17 protein-coding genes are annotated in these 16,791 nt (G+C 74.4%); 10 read left to right on the forward strand and 7 right to left on the reverse strand.

Annotated features, from left to right (window positions below; all coding sequences use genetic code 11):
- The first annotated feature begins 15 nt into the window (after positions 1 to 15).
- The 4 genes from hsaA to ACFQ11_RS04850 all read left to right on the forward strand — a co-directional run bounded on the left by hsaA (position 16) and on the right by ACFQ11_RS04850 (position 3,700).
- The gene (hsaA, locus tag ACFQ11_RS04835; protein ID WP_378296586.1) at positions 16 to 1,182 is read left to right on the forward strand and encodes a 3-hydroxy-9,10-secoandrosta-1,3,5(10)-triene-9,17-dione monooxygenase oxygenase subunit; all 1,167 of its coding nucleotides are present in this window, start codon (positions 16 to 18) and stop codon (positions 1,180 to 1,182) included.
- An 80-nt stretch (positions 1,183 to 1,262) separates the two neighbouring features.
- Positions 1,263 to 2,132, forward strand: a complete 870-nt coding sequence (locus tag ACFQ11_RS04840) for an alpha/beta fold hydrolase (protein ID WP_378296696.1) — start codon at positions 1,263 to 1,265, stop codon at positions 2,130 to 2,132.
- 90 nt (positions 2,133 to 2,222) lie between these two features.
- On the forward strand, positions 2,223 to 2,465 hold the full coding sequence (locus tag ACFQ11_RS04845; RefSeq protein WP_378296587.1) for a DUF6411 family protein: 243 nt from the start codon (positions 2,223 to 2,225) through the stop codon (positions 2,463 to 2,465).
- 29 nt (positions 2,466 to 2,494) lie between these two features.
- Positions 2,495 to 3,700 carry a phospholipase D-like domain-containing protein gene (locus tag ACFQ11_RS04850; protein WP_378296588.1) on the forward strand — a complete coding sequence of 402 codons (1,206 nt, stop codon included), beginning with the start codon at positions 2,495 to 2,497 and terminating at the stop codon, positions 3,698 to 3,700.
- Between the two features lie 111 nt (positions 3,701 to 3,811).
- On the opposite strand, the gene ACFQ11_RS04855 is transcribed toward ACFQ11_RS04850, so the two are convergent.
- Both ACFQ11_RS04855 and ACFQ11_RS04860 read right to left on the reverse strand, forming a co-directional pair.
- Positions 3,812 to 4,984: a serine aminopeptidase domain-containing protein gene (locus ACFQ11_RS04855; protein WP_378296589.1), complete on the reverse strand. Its 1,173-nt coding sequence runs from the start codon at positions 4,982 to 4,984 to the stop codon at positions 3,812 to 3,814.
- A 2-nt stretch (positions 4,985 to 4,986) separates the two neighbouring features.
- Positions 4,987 to 6,504, reverse strand: coding sequence for an FAD-dependent oxidoreductase (locus ACFQ11_RS04860; protein WP_378296590.1), 1,518 nt, complete (start codon positions 6,502 to 6,504; stop codon positions 4,987 to 4,989).
- Positions 6,505 to 6,656: 152 nt separating this feature from the next.
- On the opposite strand from ACFQ11_RS04860, the gene ACFQ11_RS04865 reads away from it, so the two are divergent.
- From ACFQ11_RS04865 to ACFQ11_RS04875, 3 genes are all read left to right on the forward strand, one after another.
- Entirely contained in the window at positions 6,657 to 7,286 is a 630-nt protein-coding gene (locus tag ACFQ11_RS04865; protein ID WP_378296592.1) for a TetR family transcriptional regulator, read from the forward strand.
- A 61-nt stretch (positions 7,287 to 7,347) separates the two neighbouring features.
- The gene (locus ACFQ11_RS04870) at positions 7,348 to 8,097 is read left to right on the forward strand and encodes an SDR family NAD(P)-dependent oxidoreductase (protein ID WP_378296593.1); all 750 of its coding nucleotides are present in this window, start codon (positions 7,348 to 7,350) and stop codon (positions 8,095 to 8,097) included.
- An 11-nt stretch (positions 8,098 to 8,108) separates the two neighbouring features.
- Positions 8,109 to 8,900 (forward strand): SDR family oxidoreductase, encoded by a 792-nt coding sequence (locus tag ACFQ11_RS04875; RefSeq protein ID WP_378296594.1) that lies wholly within the window; start codon positions 8,109 to 8,111, stop codon positions 8,898 to 8,900.
- A 97-nt stretch (positions 8,901 to 8,997) separates the two neighbouring features.
- Here ACFQ11_RS04875 and ACFQ11_RS04880 read toward each other — a convergent pair whose 3' ends face one another.
- The gene (locus ACFQ11_RS04880; protein WP_378296595.1) at positions 8,998 to 9,921 is read right to left on the reverse strand and encodes a 3-oxoacyl-ACP reductase; all 924 of its coding nucleotides are present in this window, start codon (positions 9,919 to 9,921) and stop codon (positions 8,998 to 9,000) included.
- Between the two features lie 198 nt (positions 9,922 to 10,119).
- Here ACFQ11_RS04880 and ACFQ11_RS04885 point away from each other — a divergent pair, with 198 nt between their 5' ends.
- The 3 genes from ACFQ11_RS04885 to ACFQ11_RS04895 are packed head-to-tail and all read left to right on the forward strand — an operon-like array spanning position 10,120 to position 14,068.
- A complete protein-coding gene (locus ACFQ11_RS04885) occupies positions 10,120 to 11,280 on the forward strand; it encodes a steroid 3-ketoacyl-CoA thiolase (RefSeq protein ID WP_378296596.1) in 1,161 nt (386 codons plus the stop codon).
- 2 nt (positions 11,281 to 11,282) lie between these two features.
- On the forward strand, positions 11,283 to 13,460 hold the full coding sequence (locus ACFQ11_RS04890; RefSeq protein WP_378296597.1) for an acyl-CoA dehydrogenase: 2,178 nt from the start codon (positions 11,283 to 11,285) through the stop codon (positions 13,458 to 13,460).
- Positions 13,457 to 14,068, forward strand: a complete 612-nt coding sequence (locus tag ACFQ11_RS04895) for a PaaI family thioesterase (RefSeq protein WP_378296598.1) — start codon at positions 13,457 to 13,459, stop codon at positions 14,066 to 14,068. Before ACFQ11_RS04890 ends, ACFQ11_RS04895 begins: the two co-directional genes overlap by 4 nt.
- Positions 14,069 to 14,101: 33 nt before the next feature.
- On the opposite strand, the gene ACFQ11_RS04900 is transcribed toward ACFQ11_RS04895, so the two are convergent.
- The 4 genes from ACFQ11_RS04900 to ACFQ11_RS04915 form a co-directional block, all read right to left on the reverse strand.
- Entirely contained in the window at positions 14,102 to 14,467 is a 366-nt protein-coding gene (locus ACFQ11_RS04900) for a hypothetical protein (protein WP_378296599.1), read from the reverse strand.
- A gap of 49 nt (positions 14,468 to 14,516) precedes the next feature.
- Positions 14,517 to 15,275, reverse strand: a complete 759-nt coding sequence (locus tag ACFQ11_RS04905; RefSeq protein WP_378296601.1) for a class I SAM-dependent methyltransferase — start codon at positions 15,273 to 15,275, stop codon at positions 14,517 to 14,519.
- A gap of 149 nt (positions 15,276 to 15,424) precedes the next feature.
- Positions 15,425 to 16,234, reverse strand: coding sequence for a twin-arginine translocation signal domain-containing protein (locus tag ACFQ11_RS04910; RefSeq protein WP_378296603.1), 810 nt, complete (start codon positions 16,232 to 16,234; stop codon positions 15,425 to 15,427).
- 23 nt (positions 16,235 to 16,257) lie between these two features.
- A complete protein-coding gene (locus ACFQ11_RS04915; protein WP_378296604.1) occupies positions 16,258 to 16,782 on the reverse strand; it encodes a GNAT family N-acetyltransferase in 525 nt (174 codons plus the stop codon).
- Positions 16,783 to 16,791: the final 9 nt, after the last annotated feature.

Raw genomic sequence — 16,791 nt, forward strand, 5'->3', positions numbered from 1 at the left:
GAGGGGAACGGGCGGATGAGCAGTGAGGTCCTGGACGCCGTGCGCGCATTGCTGCCGGGCATCGCCGAGCGGGCCCGGACCGTGGACGAGAAGGGCCGCATCCCCGCCGACACCGTCCGGAGGCTGACCGACGCGGGCGTGTTCCGCATGCTGCAGCCCGCCCGGTACGGCGGCGCCGAGGCCGACCCGGTCGACTTCTACGCCGCCGTCCGGGAGATCTCCGGGGCCTGCGGCTCCACCGGCTGGGTGACGGCCGTGCTCGGCGTCCACTCGTGGCATCTCGGCCTGTTCCCCGACGCCGCGCAGCGCGAGGTGTGGGACGCCGGCCCGGACGTGCTCGTCGCGTCGTCCTACGCCCCGATCGGCCGGCTCGTCCCCGTCGAGGGCGGCTTCGAGATCTCCGGCCGGTGGGCGTTCTCCTCCGGCTGCGAGTTCGCGTCCTGGGTGCTGCTCGGCGGCCTCGTCGTCGGCGCCGAGGGCCGCCCCGTCGACTTCATGACCGTCCTGCTGCCCCGCGCCGACTACGAGATCCGCCGGGTCTGGGACTCGATGGGCCTGCGCGGCACCGCCAGCGACGACATCGTCGTCGAGCGCGCGTTCGTCCCGGCGCACCGCGCGATGCGCAACTACGACCAGGCGCGCCTGCGCGCCCCCGGCCGCAAGGTCAACACCGGCCCCCTCTACCGGCTCCCGTTCGGCACGATCTTCACCACGACGGTGTCGTCCAGCGTCATCGGGATGGCCGCGGGCTGCTACCGCTCCTACGTGGCGCAGATGCGCGACCGGATCCGGCTGAGCCTCGGCGGCGGCCGCTTCGTCGAGGACGAGTTCGCGCAGGTGGCCGTGGCCCGCGCGGCCTCGGAGATCGACGCGGCCGTCCTGCAGACCGAACGCAACATGCGCGACGTGCACGCCCACGCGGTGCGCGGCACCGAGATCCCGATGGAGCTGCGCCTGCGCGCCCGCCGCGACCAGGTCCGCGGCACCGAACGCGCCATCGAGGCCATCGACATCCTGTTCAAGACCGCGGGCGGCAACTCGCTGCGCCGCGGCCACGTGATCGAGCGCGCCTGGCGCGACGCCCACGCGGGCAGCGTCCACGTCGCCAACGACGTCGAACGCGCCCTCTCCATGTACGGCCGGGGCGAATTCGGCCTCGCCGTGGAGGACAACCTCGTCTGACCGGCCCCCGTCCGCGGCCCCCGGCCCGCCCCCCGCCCGCCGTGGTTGACGGTGGGGTCGGCGGGTAGTGCGCGTCAATGATCTTCAAAGGTTTCACCCTGGAGAGGGTCGATGTCGGCGAGGTCGAGCTGCGCGTCCGGCACGGGGGTTCCGGTCCGCCGCTCGTCCTGCTGCACGGTCATCCCCGCACGCACGCGACATGGCACCGGGTGGCGCCGCTGCTCGCCGAGCGGTTCACCGTCGTGTGCCCGGACCTGCGCGGGTACGGGAGATCGGGCAAGCCGCCGACCGACGCCGAGCACGCGCCCTACTCCAAGCGCGCGATGGCCGGGGACGTCGTCGCGCTGATGCGCGTACTCGGGCACGACACCTTCGCGGTGGCCGGTCACGACCGCGGCGCGCTGGTGGCGTTCCGCACCGCGATGGACCATCCCGGTGCGGTCACCGCGCTGGTGGCGATGGACGGGCTGCCGGTCGTCGAGCATCTGGAGCGCTGCGACGCCCGCTTCGCCGCGGCCTGGTGGCACTGGTGGTTCTTCGGCCAGACCGGCAAGCCCGCCGAGCGGATCATCAACGCGGATCCCGACGCGTGGTACGCCACGACCGGCGAGCACATGGCCCCCGAGGCATGGGACGACTTCCGGGCCGCGATCCACGATCCGGCGACCGTGCACGGGATGCTGGAGGACTACCGGGCGGGCCTGGGCGTCGACCGCCGGCACGACGAGGCGGACCGCGCCGCAGGCCGCCGCGTACGGTGCCCGACGCTCGTGCTGTGGTCCCGCCGGGACGACCTCGAGGATCTGTACGGCGATCCGGTGAAGATCTGGCGCGCCTGGGCGGAGGACGTCCGCGGCGGCCCCATCGATTCGGGCCACCACATGGCCGAGGAGGCGCCGAGCGAGGTGGCCGCCGCGATCGGCGGGTTCCTCGGCCGCCGCGACCGGTGACGGGGCTGTGGTCAACGTGGCGGAATGTCCGCCTCTGTCCGGGGTAAAGCGTCGCCAGACGTTGACGCAATCTCCGGAAGGGGCGAGAACATGGCGGTCGTTGCCATTGTGGGCGTTTGTGCGGTGCTGCTGGTCCTGGCGTTCCTGCTGCCGAGGCTCTCGCGGCATCCGCAGCGGGGCACCCAGCGGGCGCTGGGCTTCGGATCGCGGGCGGGGTCCTCGGCGCCGGGCCCGCTCGGGCGCCTGCTGAGCAAGCCGTTCCGGTCCTCGTCGCGGGCCGTCGGCCGCAGCGGGTCCGCGGGGCGCCGCGCGCGTTTCCGGTCCCCGTTCTGATCGCGGACGCCGATGATGCGGGAGGACGCATGACGTCGATCACCCCCGACCGGGCCGAGCGTTCCGCGGCCGGGGACCCGGCCGCGGAAGGCGTGCGGCTGCGGCGGCGGCTGGAGCGGCTGCTCGGCGTCGCCGCGACCGAGGGCAACGCGGTGGAGCCGCTGCGCAACGGCGACGAGATCTTCCCGGCGATGCTGGCCGCCATCGCGTCCGCCGAGCACACCGTCGACATGATGACGTACGTGTACTGGCGGGGCGACATCGCCCGCCGGTTCGCCCACGCGCTGGCCGACCGCGCCCGCGCCGGGGTGCGGGTGCGGCTGCTGCTGGACGGCTTCGGCAGTCACCCGATCGAGCGGGAGCTGCTGGACGTGATGGAGGAGGCGGGCGTCACCGTGGCCTGGTTCCGCAGGCCGCCGTACCTGTCGCCGTTCAAGCAGAACCACCGCTGCCACCGCAAGGCGCTGATCATCGACGAGCACACGGCCTTCACGGGCGGGGTGGGCATCGCCGACGAGTGGAAGGGCGACGCCCGCAACGTCGACGAGTGGCGCGACACCCACGTGCGCGTGCGCGGCCCCGCCGTGGACGGCATCGCCGCGGGGTTCGCGCAGAACTGGGCGGAGTGCGACGTCGACCTGTTCGATGACCGCGACCGCTTCTGCGCGCAGGACGAATGCGGTGACGCCGTCGTCCAGGTGGTGCGGGGCTCGGCCGGCATGGGCTGGCAGGACATGCAGACCCTGATCCGGGTCGTGCTGGAACTGGCGCGGCGCCGCGTCCGGCTGGCCACCGCCTACTTCGCGCCCGACGCCTATTTCGCCGACCTGCTGTGCCGTACCGCCCGCCGCGGCGTCACGGTCCAGATCCTGCTGCCGGGCCCGCACGCCGACAAGCGCGTCAGCAGGCTCGCCGGCCAGTACCACTACGCCGCTCTCCTGGACGCCGGCGTGCAGATCTGGCAGTACCGGCCCACCATGATGCACACCAAGGTCATCACGATGGACGGCATCGCGTCCCTGATCGGCTCCACCAACTTCAACCGGCGGTCCCTCGACCACGACGAGGAGATCATGCTCGCCGCGATCGACTCCGCCGTGACCGCCCGCCTCGACGACCATTTCACCGAAGACCTGGCGGTCAGCGAGCGCATCGACCCCGTCCGCTGGCGTCACCGCCCCGTCCTGCACCGCGCGAAGGAAGCCTCGATCCTTCCCGTCCGCCGCTTCCTGTGACCGTCCGAAGCGCCCGGCCCCTACGGACGAGCGAGATCGGACGCCCTGCCGTCGCGAAACGCGACCGCGCCGCCCGGTCCCAGGAGGGACGGGCGGCGCGGTCGCGGGCGGTCAGCAGTCGCTGGGCGGGCTTTCGCCCTTGCGGAGGCCCTCGACGTACCGCAGGCCGTCGGTGAACGACGCGTCGAGCAGCGCGCGGTGGTCGGCGCCCTCGTACTCGCGGTGGGCGATCGTGCCGTACCGCTCGCAGAGGTCGCCGAGCAGCAGCTTCGTCGCCTCCGGTGAGACCAGCGTGTCGGCGGTGCCCTGCAGGACGAGCGTCGGCACGCGCAGGTGCAGGCCCGCGGGCTCCTGCGAGCGCAGGTACGCGACGAGCGGGCGCAGGTCGGCGTCGGGCCTGAAGACCTTCGCGGGGTCGAAGCCCTCGGCCATCCGCCGGAGCCCGTAGGTGCACGCGGACGTGCGCGCCGCCTCCAGCATCGGGAGGGCCCCGTCGGTCAGCAGGTCCTCGGGGACGATCGACGGCTCGGCGGCCTCGGCGCCGGTGAGCAGGACGAACAGAAACGGCATCGCCGCCCGGGCGCCCGGAAGCCCGGCCCGGACGTACTCGGGGGTCGCGCTCGTCTGCGAGCCGGGGGCGAGCGCGAGCGCTCCCCGGAGCCGCACGTCGCGGGGCGTCCGGTCGGCGGCGGCCGTGAACAGCGCCGCGTGCCCGCCCTGGCTGTGCCCGGCGACGTACCAGTCACGGCCGATGCGGCGGTCGAGGTCGCGGGCGGCGCGGACGATGTCGACGACGGCGTTCGCCTCGCTGCGGCCGTGCATGTACGGGTGCCCGCCGGGGGTGCCGAGGCCCTCGTAGTCGGTCTGCACGACCGCGTACCCCTGCGCGACCCACCGGTCGAGGTACCGCTCGGTGACCGCGAGGTAGTCGTGCGCGGGGCCGTCCGCGGTGTCGGCGGAGGGGGCGCAGACGTCGGCGGTCCCGGTCGTGCCGTGCGCCCAGCTCAGCACCGGCCAGCCGTCGCGCGGCGGCGTCCCCGGGGGGATCGCGACGGTGCCGGTCACGGTGATCGGCCGGCCGTTCGCGCCCTCCGACGTGTACGTGACCGTGCGGTTGGCGGCGGCGCTCGGCAGCGCCGCGGTGCCCGCGACCGGGCCCGCGGCCAGGAGGCGGCCGCGGTGACCGGGCGGGACGTCCGCCTGCGCGGGCACGGCCGTCCCGAACGTCGCGGCGCACGCCACGGCGGCGGCGAGCCCGGCGGCCCGCGTCCTGATCGATGTCATGGTCACTTCTCCTCGGACGCCATGTGCCGCACGGCCCGGTACGCGAACGCCATCCCGGTGGCGATCGGGACGCCCGGCCCGGGGTAGACCGGGCCGGTGAAGGACGCCGTGGTGTTGCCCGCCGCGTACAGGCCGGGGATCGGGCGGTCCGCCGCGTCGAGCACGCGGGCGTCGGGGTCGATGCGGAGCCCGCCCTTGGTGCCGAGGTCGCTGACCACCATCCGCGCCGCGTAGAAGGGCCCCTCGTCGACGGCGACGAGGCCGGGCCCGCCGCCGGTGAAGAACCGGTCGTAGAGGTCCTCGCCGCGGTGGAAGTCCTCGTCGACGCCCTTGGCCGCGAACCCGTTGAACCGCTCGACGGTCGAGGCGAGGGCCGTGCCGGGCACGCCGATCTTCGCGGCGAGCTCGTCGAGGGTGTCGGCCTTCACCCAGGTGCCGGCGGCGAGGTGCTCCTCGGGGGCGACGGCGGGGATCACGATGGCCGGGGCGGCCTCGGTCTTCGCGTCGAAGATCAGGTGCAGGGGACCCCGCGCGGCGGCCATCTCGCGGCCCATCCGGTCGTAGGGGAGCGACTCGTTGGCGAACCGGAGGCCCGTCCCGTCGACGATGAGGCCGCCGTGGAACCCGAGCGTGAACGCGGCCCGCCCGTCCGGGTTGAGGATGCCCGGGCAGAACCACGCCTCGTTCAGGTTGCCGGTCGCGGCCCCGGCGGCGACCGCCGCGGTGATCGCGTCGCCGGTGTTCGCGCCGTCCGGGCCCATCGTCCACTCCGCCGAGCCCGCCACCGCGCGCTCGGCCCGCAGGCCGGCGGACGACTCGAACCCGCCCGCCGCCAGCAGCACGCCGTGCCGGGCGCGCAGCCGCACCGGCCCGTCCGCCGACTCCGCCGCGACGCCCACGACCCGCCCGTCCTCGACGATGAGCGAGGTCAGCGCCGTCCGGGTCCGGACGTCGCCGCGCCCGGTGTTCGCGAACGCCAGCAGCAGCCGCCCGATCAGCGCGCGGCCCTGCACCAGCGGCTCGGACGGGTCGTGCGACAGCCCCGCGCGGTCCCGGTCGACCGGCGGACGGACGAGCGCCGCGAGCTCGCCGAGCCGTTCGGCGGGCACGGGCAGCGGCACGATCGAGCGGCCCATCGCGGTGCGGCCGGGCGCGTCGTAGTACTCGGGGAACGCCTGCCATTCGAACTCGATGTCGGGGTCGCCCTCCAGGAACTCGACGACCTGCGGCGCGGCCTCGAGGAACGCCTCGCGCAGCGCGGCGGGGCCGTCGCCGAGCAGCGCCGTGAGGTAGGCCCGCGCCGACTCGGTCGTGTCGTCGCCGACTCCGGCGCGTTCCTGCACCCGGGTGCCCGGCAGCCAGATCGACGCGCCCGAGTAGGCGGTCGTCCCGCCCAGCAGCCCCGTCTTCTCCAGGACGGCCGTGCGCCGCCCGCCCGCGGCCGCGGCGAGCGCCCCGGCCAGCGCCCCGGCGCCCGAGCCGGCCACCACCACGTCGTACTCGTCGGTCCATTCGCCCACGTGACGTCCCCTTCGCGAGTTCGGGCGGCAAACGTAAGCGGGCGCCACGGCCGGGCGGACCCCCTCGTCCCACTGAGCGGTATCAATCTGCGGCGGACCTCGCCGGACGGCTAGATATGGTCGTGGCAGGACAGGAGTCGGAGGGGGAGATCGTGGCGAGGATCGCGTCGGCCAGGCTGTCGGCCGAGCCCAGCTCGCCGGAGCAGCACGACCGGCGGCAGCGCATCCTGCGCGCCGCCATGCGCATCGGCGGCGAGAAGCCCCTCGAACGCGTCCAGATGCACGAGGTCGCCAAGGCGGCCGGGGTGGCCATCGGCACCCTCTATCGCTACTTCCCCTCGAAGGTGCACCTGTTCACCGCGGTGATGGCCGCGCAGGTCGACCGGTTCGGGGAGGGCGTCGGCCCGCCCCCGCCCGGCGTCGACCCGGAGGACGCGGTCGCCGACCTGCTGGTCGCCGCCAGCCGCACCCTGATGGCGCAGCCGCTGCTGTCGGCGTCGATGCTGCACGCGGCGAACAGCGCGAACGTCGCGACCGTCATCGACACCGCCAAGATCGACACCACGTTCCAGGAGATCGTGCTGCTGGCCACCGGCATCGAGGTGCCGACGGCGCAGGACGTCCGGCTCGTGCGGCTGCTCATGCAGTGCTGGTACGGGGTGCTGCAGATGAGCCTGAACGGGCGCGCGTCCATGGCGGACGTGGAGAGCGACATCCGGATGGCGTGCCGGCTGCTGCTCGCGCCCCGCTCCAACGCGTCCGGTCCCGGCGCGTCCGGCTGACCGCTCCCGATGGCCGGGACCGCACCGGCCGTCCCGTCCGGGCCGTCGCTACCGTGCGATCATGAAGCGCTATGACGGGGTGAAAGTCCTGCTCACCGGGGCCGCGTCGGGCATCGGCCGGGCCACCGCGATCCGCCTCGCGAGCGAGGGCGCCCGCCTGTACGGGGTGGACCTCTCCGCGGACGGTCTCGCCGGGACGGCCGCCGCGATCACCGGCCCCGGGACGATCGCGACGCGCGTCGCCGACGTCACCGACGAGCCCGCGGTGATCGACGCCGTCCGGGACGCGGCCGGGACGCTCGGCGGCATCGACGTCCTGGTGAACGTCGCGGGGATCCACAAGACGACGCCGCTCGCCGACCTCACCGTCGCCGACCTCACCCGCCTGTTCCAGGTGAACGTGGTCGGGACCGCGCTGTTCTGCCGCGAGGCCGCGCCGCACCTGCCGGACGGGACGGGCGCGATCGTCAACGTCGCGTCCCTGTCGGCGGTGCAGGGCAACCCGTACATGTCGGCGTATTCGGCGTCGAAGGGGGCGGTGCTGTCGTTCTCGCTGAGCCTCGCCGCCGAGCTGAGCCCGCGCCGGATCCGGGTGCTGTCGATCTCGCCGGGCGGCGTCGACACGCCGCTGACCAGGGCGCCCGGCATGTTCCCCGAGGGCGTCGACCCGACGTACTTCGGGCGTCTCGCGCCCCCGTTCGGGCCGGGCCGGGCCGAGCAGATCGCCGCGGTGATCGCGTACGCGGGCTCGTCCGACGCCGCCTACCAGACCGGCGTCGACCTGCGGGTCGACGGCGGCTCCCACATGTGAAGGAGACCCCCATGGCCGCAACGAGCACGGGACGCACGGTCGCGATCAGCGGCACCGCCTCCGGCATCGGCCGGACCCTCGCGGAGATGCTGCGCGAGCGCGGCGACACGGTGATCGGCGTCGACCTGCGCGACGCCGACGTGTGCGCCGACCTCGGCACCCCCGAGGGACGGGACGCCGCCGTCGCCGGCGTCCTCGACCGGGCGGGCGGGACGCTCGACGGCGTCGTGGCGTGCGCGGGCGTGTCCGGCCCGACGCCGCTGACCGTCACCGTCAACCACTTCGGCGCCGTCGCCCTGCTGGACGGCCTGCGCCCCGCGCTCGCCCGCGCCGAGCGGCCCCGCGCCGCCGCCGTCGGGTCGATCTCCGGGACCCAGCCGCTGGACGAGGACGTCCTGCGGGCCTGCCTGGACGGCGACGAGCCCGCGGCGCTCGCGGCGGCGGCGAAGGTGATCGAGCGCGGCGAGGGCAACCGGCTGTACCCGTCGTCGAAGTCGGCGCTGGCCCGCTGGCTGCGCGCCGCGTCGGTCTCGCCGGAGTGGGCGGGTGCGGGCGTCCCGCTGAACGCGGTCGCGCCGGGCGTCGTCCGGACGCCGATGAGCGAGCCGCTGTTCGCCGACCCGAAGATGCGCGCGGTGATGGACCGGGCCGTCCCGATGCCGCTCAACGGGTACGCCGGCCCGGAGGTCATCGCGGAGGCGATCGCCTGGCTGATCTCCCCGGCGAACTCGCACATGGCGGGCCAGGTCGTCTACGTGGACGGCGGCGCGGAGGCGTCGCTGCGCGGGCCGGACGTGTACTGACGGGCGTGCACTGACCGGCGTGTACTGACCGGCGTGTGCGGGAACGCGAACGGCCGCCCCCGTCCGCGCGATGCGGGGGCGGCCGCCGGTCCGGTGGTCACCGGGGCTGATTGGTCCCCGTCGTGTCGAGCGCGGCGACGTCCCACGCGGCGTACGTGCGGCGCGGGTCGCGGTCGTCGAAGTACGGGGTGACCTGCGCGGCGAACTCATCGGGGGAGAACACCCCGTTCTCCGCCGTGAACTTCCGCTCGACGGTCGGCGCGGCCATCAGCGCGACCATGTCGCCGTACACGACGAACACCTGCCCGCTGATCTTCTCGGCGGCCGGGGACGCGAGGTAGCCGACGAACGTCCCGACGCGCTCGGGCGCCATGGCGTCCAGGCCGCCGGGTGCGGTGCCCTCGCCGAACGACGCCTCGGTCATCGCCGTGCGCGCACGCGGGCAGATCGCGTTCGCCCGCACCCCGTACCGGGCGAGGCCCTGCGCGGTGGACAGGGTCAGCGCGACGATCCCGGCCTTCGCCGCCGAGTAGTTCGGCTGCCCGGCGGAGCCGAACAGGAACGCCTCGGACGCCGTGTTGATCACCCGTCCGTACACGGGGCCGCCCGCGGCCTTGCTCGCGGCCCGCCAGTGCACGGCGGCCGCACGGGACACGGCCGCGTGCCCCTTCAGGTGCACGCGGATCACGTCGTCCCAGTCGGACTCGGACAGGTTGAACAGCATCTTGTCGCGCAGGACGCCGGCGTTGTTGACGACGACGTCCAGGCTCCCGAACGTCTCCACGGCCGTCTGCACCAGCTTCTCGCCGAGCGTCCAGTCGCCGACGTCCCCGGCCACGGCGACGGCCCGGCCGCCCGCCGCGCGGATCTCGGCGGCGACGTCCTCGGCGGCCGGGCCGATGTCGTTGACGACGACGGCCGCGCCCTGCCCGGCCAGCGCGAGGGCCTCGCTGCGGCCCAGCCCGGCGCCCGCGCCGGTGACGACGGCGGTGCGCTCCGCCAGGGTGAGGTCAGCGTTCATCGGTGCTCCCGTCGGTGTTCACGATGACGCGACGGAAGTTAGTACGAATTCTATTTTTCCGGGGGTCCCGGTCCCGCTCAGCGGGCCGGGAATCTCCGCTCCGACCGCAGCGAACCACTCAGTGGGACCGATCTTGCCCGGGGTCGAGAATCAATTCTAACTTTGCCGCGTTCTCACCGGTCAGGAAGGAAGCCCCCCATGCCTGAAGCCGTCATCGTCGACGCCGCCCGCACCCCGGTCGGCAAGCGGCACGGCGCCCTGTCGGGACTGCACCCGGCGCAGCTCCTCGGCGCGACCCAGAAGGGGCTGCTCGACCGGCTCGGCGTCGACCCCGCCACGGTCGGGCAGGTCGTCGGCGGCTGCGTCACCCAGGCGGGGGAGCAGGCGAACAACGTCACCCGCAACGCCTGGCTGTACGCGGGCCTCCCGTACACGACCGCCTGCACCAGCATCGACTGCGCGTGCGGCTCGTCCCAGCAGGCCGTCCACCTCGTCGCCGGGCTGATCGCCGCGGGAACGATCCACACCGGCGTCGGCTGCGGCGTCGAGGCGATGAGCCGCGTCTTCCTCGGCCAGGCCCTCACCCCCGAGACCGGCAGCCCCATGCCGGACGGCTGGGACTTCGACTACCCCGACCAGTTCACCGCCGCCGAGCGCATCGCGAGGAACCGGGGGATCACCCGCGCGGACGCCGACGCGCTCGGCCTCGAGTCCCAGCGGCGGGCCGCCCGCGCCTGGGCCGAGGACCGCTTCGCCGGCCAGATCATCGAGATCGACGCGCCCGTCATGACGAAGGAGGGCCCGACCGGCGAGACCGCCACCGTCACCCGCGACCAGGGCCTGCGCGACACGTCCCCGGAGAAGCTCGCCGCCCTGAACCCGGTCGTCCCGGACGGGATCCACACCGCGGGCAACTCCTCGCAGATCAGCGACGGCGCCGCCGCCGTCCTGCTGATGTCCCGCGAGCGCGCCGCCGAACTCGGCCTGCGGCCCCGCGCCCGGATCGTCGCGTCCACCATGGTCGGCTCCGACCCGCACTACCACCTGGACGGCCCCATCGACTCCACCCGCGACGTCCTCGGCCGCGCGGGCATGAAGCTGTCCGACATCGACCTCGTCGAGATCAACGAGGCGTTCGCGTCGGTCGTGCTGTCGTGGGCGGGCGTCCTCGGCGCCGACCTGGACCGCGTCAACGTCAACGGCGGCGCCATCGCCCTCGGGCACGCCGTCGGCTCCACTGGCGCCCGGCTGATCACGCAGGCCGTCTGCGAGCTGGAACGTTCCGACCGGGCCACGGCCCTCGTCACCATGTGCGCGGGCGGCGCGCACTCCACCGCCACCATCATCGAACGGATCTGAGCATGACCATCGGACTGACCGAGGAGCACCGCGACCTCCGCGACGCCGTGCGCGCCTTCACCGCCCGGCGGGTGACGCAGCCCGCCGTGCGCGCCGCCGTGGACGCCGATCGCGAGCAGGTCCCGCCGTTCTGGGACGACCTCGCCGCCCAGGGCCTCCTCGGCCTGCACCTGCCCGAGGACCTCGGCGGCGCCGGGTACGGGCTGCTCGAACTCGCCGTCGTCCTCGAGGAGCTCGGCCGCGCGATGACCCCCGGGCCGTTCCTCCCGACCGTCCTCGCGAGCGCCGTCCTGCACCGCGCGGGCCACCGCGACCACCTCGCGGGACTCGCGTCCGGCGCGGCGATCGGCGCCGTCGGCCTCCGCCCCGGCGGGCTCGAACTGCGCGCCGGCGGGACGCTGCACGGGACGTCCGAGCCGATCATGGGCGCGCACCTCGCGGACGTCCTCGTCGTCCCCGCCCGCGACGGCGACCGCACGGTGTGGGCCGTCCTGTCGGGCGCGTCCGCCGAGGAGCTCCCGAGCCACGACCTGACCCGCCGCCTCGGCCGCCTGCACGCGGACGGCGCCGTCCCGGACGCGACGCTCGGCATCGACGCTCGCACCGTGCTCGACCTCGCGGCCGTCCTGTTCGCCGCCGAATCGTCCGGCCTCGCCGACTGGGCGACCGCGACCGCCGCCGAGTACGCGAAGGTCCGCGAGCAGTTCGGTCGTCCGATCGGCCAGTTCCAGGGCGTCAAGCACCGCTGCGCCCGCATGCTCGCGCACGCCGAACAGGCCCGCGCGTGCGCGTGGGACGCCGCCCGCGCCCACGACACCGCCGGCGCCCGCGAGGCGTCCCTCGCCGCCGCCGTCGCCGGGGCCACCTCCCCGCACGCCGCCTTCACCACCGCGAAGGACTGCATCCAGACGCTCGGCGGCATCGGCTTCACGTGGGAGCACGACGCGAGCCTGTACCTGCGGCGGACGCAGACGCTCCGCGTCCTGCTCGGCTCCACCGACGACTGGCGCCGCCGCGTCGCGCACCTCACCCTCGACGGCGTCCGCCGCGAACTGTCCGTCGAGCTCCCGCCCGAGGCCGCGACCGTCCGCGCCGGGATCCGCGCCGAACTCGAACCGGCGAAGGCCCTCACCGGCAAGGACCGGATCGACTACCTCGCGGACCACGGCTACACGGCCCCGCACCTCCCGGCCCCCTGGGGCAAGGGCGCGGACGCCGTCGCCCAGCTCGTCATCGCCGAGGAGATGCGCGCCGCCGGCCTGCGTGCGCACGACATGATCATCGGCAACTGGGTGGTGCCGACGCTCATCGCGCACGGCTCGCCCGCGCAGCACGAACGCTTCCTGCCGCCGTCCCTGCGCGGCGACGTCCGCTGGTGCCAGCTGTTCAGCGAACCCGGCGCCGGGTCCGACCTCGCCGCGCTCACCACCCGCGCCGAGAAGGTCGACGGCGGCTGGAGGATCAGCGGGCAGAAGGTGTGGACGTCCATGGCCCGCGAGGCCGGCTGGGGCATCCTGCTCGCCCGCACCGACGCGTCCGTCCCCAAGCACAAGGGGTTGTCGTACTTCCTCCTCGACATGACATCGCCCGGCATCGACGTCCGCCCCCTCCGGGAGCTCACCGGCGACACCCTGTTCAACGAGGTGTTCCTCGACGGCGTCTTCGTCCCGGACGACCTCCTCGTCGGACGTCCCGGCGACGGCTGGAGGCTCGCCCGCACCACCCTCGCGAACGAGCGCGTGTCGCTGTCCAACGACTCGTCCCTCGGCAGCGGCGGCGAGGCCCTGCTCGAACTCGTCCGGACGGACGATCCCGAGGGCCGCGCCGAGCGCCTCGCCACCCTCGGCGGCATCCTCTGCGACGCCCAGTCGAGCAGCCTGTTCGGCCTCCGCACCACCCTGCGCTCGCTCGCCGGCGGGCAGCCGGGCGCCGAGTCGTCCATCGGCAAGCTCATCGGCGTCGAGCACATCCAGCAGGTCTGGGAGACGGCCGTCGACTGGATCGGCCCGGACGCCCTCACCGGCGAGGGCCCCGGCGGCATGCAGGACCCCACCTGGATGTTCCTGAACTCGCGCAACATGTCGATCGCCGGAGGCACCACGGACGTCCAGCTGAACATCATCGGCGAACGCATCCTCGGCCTGCCCCGCGACCCGCAGCCCACGGGGAGGCCCGCGTGACGATCGACCTGCAGGCGTCCGCCCGCCGCCGCGGCGTCGACGCCGCCTCCGCCGCCGCGCGCCGCGTCATCGCCGCGCTCGTCCGCGCCGGGGACATCTCGGCCGCCGACATGGCGGACGTCGCCGACCGCCTCAACGCCGTCGCCGACGACCTCGAGGCCGCGGCGCCCGAGCTGGAGGACCGGCTCGTCGACATGTGGCGGGGCGACGGCAACACCCGCCACGACCCGGCCACCGGCCCCGAGAACCCCATCGCCCCGCCCCTGGAGTACGAGCCCGCGGACGACGGCGGCATCGAGGCCACGACCACCCTCGACCTCCCGTACCAGGGACCCCCGTCGAGCGTCCACGGCGGCGTCTCGTCCCTCCTGCTCGACCACACCCTCGGCGTCGCGAACGGCTGGGCGGGCGTCTCGGGCATGACCGCCGAGCTGACCCTGCGCTACCACCGCCTGACGCCGCTGTTCGAGCCGCTCACCATCTCCGCCCGCCAGGTCTCGGTGGACGGCCGCAAGATCCGCACGGTCGGCGCCATCCGCCACGACGGCCGCGACTGCGTCACCGCCGAGGGCCTCTTCATCGCCAAGTACCCGCCCCGCCCCCGCTGACCGAACGGCTCCGAGCACCCGCCCGGAGCCGCGTCAGAGCACCGGGAGGTCTCTGACCTTGAGAACGACCGCGTCGTCGGTGAGCGCCTCGACGGAGTAATGCAGGCCGAACTCCTGCGGCTCTCCCTGCTCCACCAGAACACGGCGCTCGCGCCCGTCGACGCGGATGACGACGTGATCGCCCGCGACGTCGAGCAGTTCGATCTCGGCGCCCACGACGGAGGCGCTGGCCGGACCGTGCCCCCGCTCGAACGTCACCGTGCACGGATGTGTCGGGGAGAGGCCGAAACGGCGCTCGCAATCGACGGTCGCGTTCACGTGCCCCGACCCACATGCGGCCGTGGCCCACAAGGGCAGCAGCACGAGCACGCCCAGCCGTCTCAGCGGAGGGAAGACCATGCCACCGGACGCTACAGGGCCTGTGCGGGAACGAGACGGCGGCCCCGCGTCAGCCGCCGGGCTTGCGGGCCTCGAACAGGGCGCGCGTGGAATGGGCGACGAACGGGCCCTCGGCGCGGATGCCCGCGTCGAGTTCCCGCAGCCGCTCCCGGTACTTCTCGACCGTGAACCCCGGGACCGTCCACACGACCTTCCGCAGGAAGTGGACGACCGCGCCCACGTCGAAGAACTCCATCCGGAGCCGCTCCATCCGCAGATCGACCACCTTCAGCCCCGCCGCCTCGGCGTCGGCCCGCTCGACGTCCGGGTGCCGCCTGCGCTTCGCGTCCGGCTGCGGGCCGAGGAAGTACTCGACCAGCTCCCACACCGTCCCGGGCCCGACGTGCTGCGCGAAGTACGTCCCGCCCGGCCGCAGCACCCGCGCGATCTCGTCCCACCACACCGTCGCCGGATGCCGGCTCGTCACCAGGTCGAACGCCCCGTCGGCGAACGGCAGCGGCGGCTCGTCCGGATCCGCCACCACGACGACCCCGCGCGGATGCAGCAGCCGCGTGGCCCTCGCGACGTTCGGCGGCCACCCCTCCGTGGCCACCATCGTCCGCGGGAACGACTCCGCCCCCGCGAGCACCTCGCCCCCGCCCGTCTGCACGTCCAGCGCGGCGTCCACCCCGGCCAGCCGGGCGCTCATCGACCGCTGGTACCCCCACGAGGGCCGCTCCTCGGTGGCCCGTCCCTCGAACCACGAGAAGTCCCACCCCTCGACGGGCGCCGCCTCCGCCTCCGCGACCAGATCATCGAACTCGCGCATCCGCCCATCATCCCCACGGCCGCAACCGATTTCCGCGCGGCCGCTCCTCAAGGCGCCGGAGGCGGGGCACCTTGCGCTCGACCGTGCGGCGTTCGCCGTCCTTCTCGTCCCGGGGAAGCGGGGCGAGTTCGGGGGGTGACGGTGGGCGGTCAGTCGTCCGTCCCGCCGGCCAGGCGGTGGCCCAGGAACGGGAGTTGGCGGGGGAGCATCCTGCGGCGGAACGCCGCGTCGTGGCAGCCCGGGTAGATCCCGCCCTGCGGGCGCTCGCCCGCGTCGCGCAGGGTCGCGAGGAGTTCCTCGGTCGGCTCGGCGAAGGAGTCGTGGTCGCCGCATCCGGCCCACACCGGGATGCCGGTCAGCCGCCGCGCGTACGACCGGGCGTCCGTGTCGTCGACGGCGGGTGACGTCGCCACCACCGCGGCCACCCGCGCGCGGCCCTGCTCCGCCGCCAGGCGCAGGGCGCCGTCCCCGCCCATCGACCAGCCGAGCAGGCCGAAGCGTCCGGTCGCCAGTCCCCGATCGGCGAGGAACGGGAGCAGGCGGTCCGTGACGAGGCCGTCGAGGAACCAGCGGTCCACGGAGGCCACGGCGAAGGGCGGCGTGCCCTCCGCCACGGCGTCGGCCAGGTAGTTCTGGATCGCGTACACGTCGAAGGGGGTGCGCGCGTTCCCGCCGCCGCCGTGCAGCAGGACGGCGACCGGCAGCGGCGGGCCGGGACGGGCGCCGGGCGGACGGCCGATCACCGCGCGGACGGTCTCGCCGCCCGCGCGCAGGGTGTGCTCCTCCACCGGCCCCGGCGGGCGCGGTGGTGGAGCGGGCAGCTCGCCGCACCGGCCCAGGGCCCGCGCCGCGCGTTCCCTGCCCGGCAGGACACCGGCTTCGACCAGCGCGGCGACGCCCCCACCGGCCGCCAGCGCCCCCGCCGTGACCAGGAAGCCCCGTCGTGTCACCTCTTTCATGCGGTCGTCCCCATGATCCGAAGCTAGTCACTTTCGTGGGTCCAGCGCCGGGGAACGCCGCTTTCGAGGTCTTTGCTCATCACCGTGCAGACCGTCTCGTAGTGGCGGACGGAACCGTCCGGGGCGAGCTCGTCCCACGACTCGGGACGGCGGCCGGAAGCGACGTAGCCCAGGCGGTCGTACAGCGCCCGGGCGCGGGGGTTGGTCTCCTCCACGCTGAGTTCGGCCCGGCGGAGACCGCGGGCCCGCACCCTTCCCTCGGCGGCGTGGACGAGGAACGTGCCGATCCCGCACGAGCGCAGCGCCGGGTGAACGGTGAGCTGCCACAGCGTGCCGACGCCTTCCCGGGCCCGGTAGTCGACTCCGCCGATCGCCACGGGCAGGCCGGACGGCGGGCAGACCGCCAGGTAGTCGACCTCGCCGAGCCGGGCCCGGTCCAGTTGCCTCGCCACGGAGGCGAGGTGGACGGGTGATCCGGCCCACGCGCAGGACTCCAGGTCGGCGTGCGTCAGGTCGCGGGCGGACAGCTCCACCACGACGGCGGTCATCCGCGCTCC

It is taken from the genome of Actinomadura sediminis (assembly GCF_042675525.1).
Lineage (GTDB): Bacteria > Actinomycetota > Actinomycetes > Streptosporangiales > Streptosporangiaceae > Spirillospora > Spirillospora sediminis.

Coding starts and splice junctions, on each gene's coding strand:
- hsaA (WP_378296586.1), top strand. CDS start 16: ATGAGCAGTGAGGTCCTGGACGCCGTGCGCGCATTGCTGCCGGGCATC.
- ACFQ11_RS04845 (WP_378296587.1), top strand. CDS start 2,223: ATGGCGGTCGTTGCCATTGTGGGCGTTTGTGCGGTGCTGCTGGTCCTG.
- ACFQ11_RS04850 (WP_378296588.1), top strand. CDS start 2,495: ATGACGTCGATCACCCCCGACCGGGCCGAGCGTTCCGCGGCCGGGGAC.
- ACFQ11_RS04855 (WP_378296589.1), bottom strand. CDS start 4,984: ATGACATCGATCAGGACGCGGGCCGCCGGGCTCGCCGCCGCCGTGGCG.
- ACFQ11_RS04870 (WP_378296593.1), top strand. CDS start 7,348: ATGAAGCGCTATGACGGGGTGAAAGTCCTGCTCACCGGGGCCGCGTCG.
- ACFQ11_RS04875 (WP_378296594.1), top strand. CDS start 8,109: ATGGCCGCAACGAGCACGGGACGCACGGTCGCGATCAGCGGCACCGCC.
- ACFQ11_RS04880 (WP_378296595.1), bottom strand. CDS start 9,921: ATGAACGCTGACCTCACCCTGGCGGAGCGCACCGCCGTCGTCACCGGC.
- ACFQ11_RS04885 (WP_378296596.1), top strand. CDS start 10,120: ATGCCTGAAGCCGTCATCGTCGACGCCGCCCGCACCCCGGTCGGCAAG.
- ACFQ11_RS04890 (WP_378296597.1), top strand. CDS start 11,283: ATGACCATCGGACTGACCGAGGAGCACCGCGACCTCCGCGACGCCGTG.
- ACFQ11_RS04900 (WP_378296599.1), bottom strand. CDS start 14,467: ATGGTCTTCCCTCCGCTGAGACGGCTGGGCGTGCTCGTGCTGCTGCCC.
- ACFQ11_RS04905 (WP_378296601.1), bottom strand. CDS start 15,275: ATGCGCGAGTTCGATGATCTGGTCGCGGAGGCGGAGGCGGCGCCCGTC.
- ACFQ11_RS04910 (WP_378296603.1), bottom strand. CDS start 16,234: ATGAAAGAGGTGACACGACGGGGCTTCCTGGTCACGGCGGGGGCGCTG.
- ACFQ11_RS04915 (WP_378296604.1), bottom strand. CDS start 16,782: ATGACCGCCGTCGTGGTGGAGCTGTCCGCCCGCGACCTGACGCACGCC.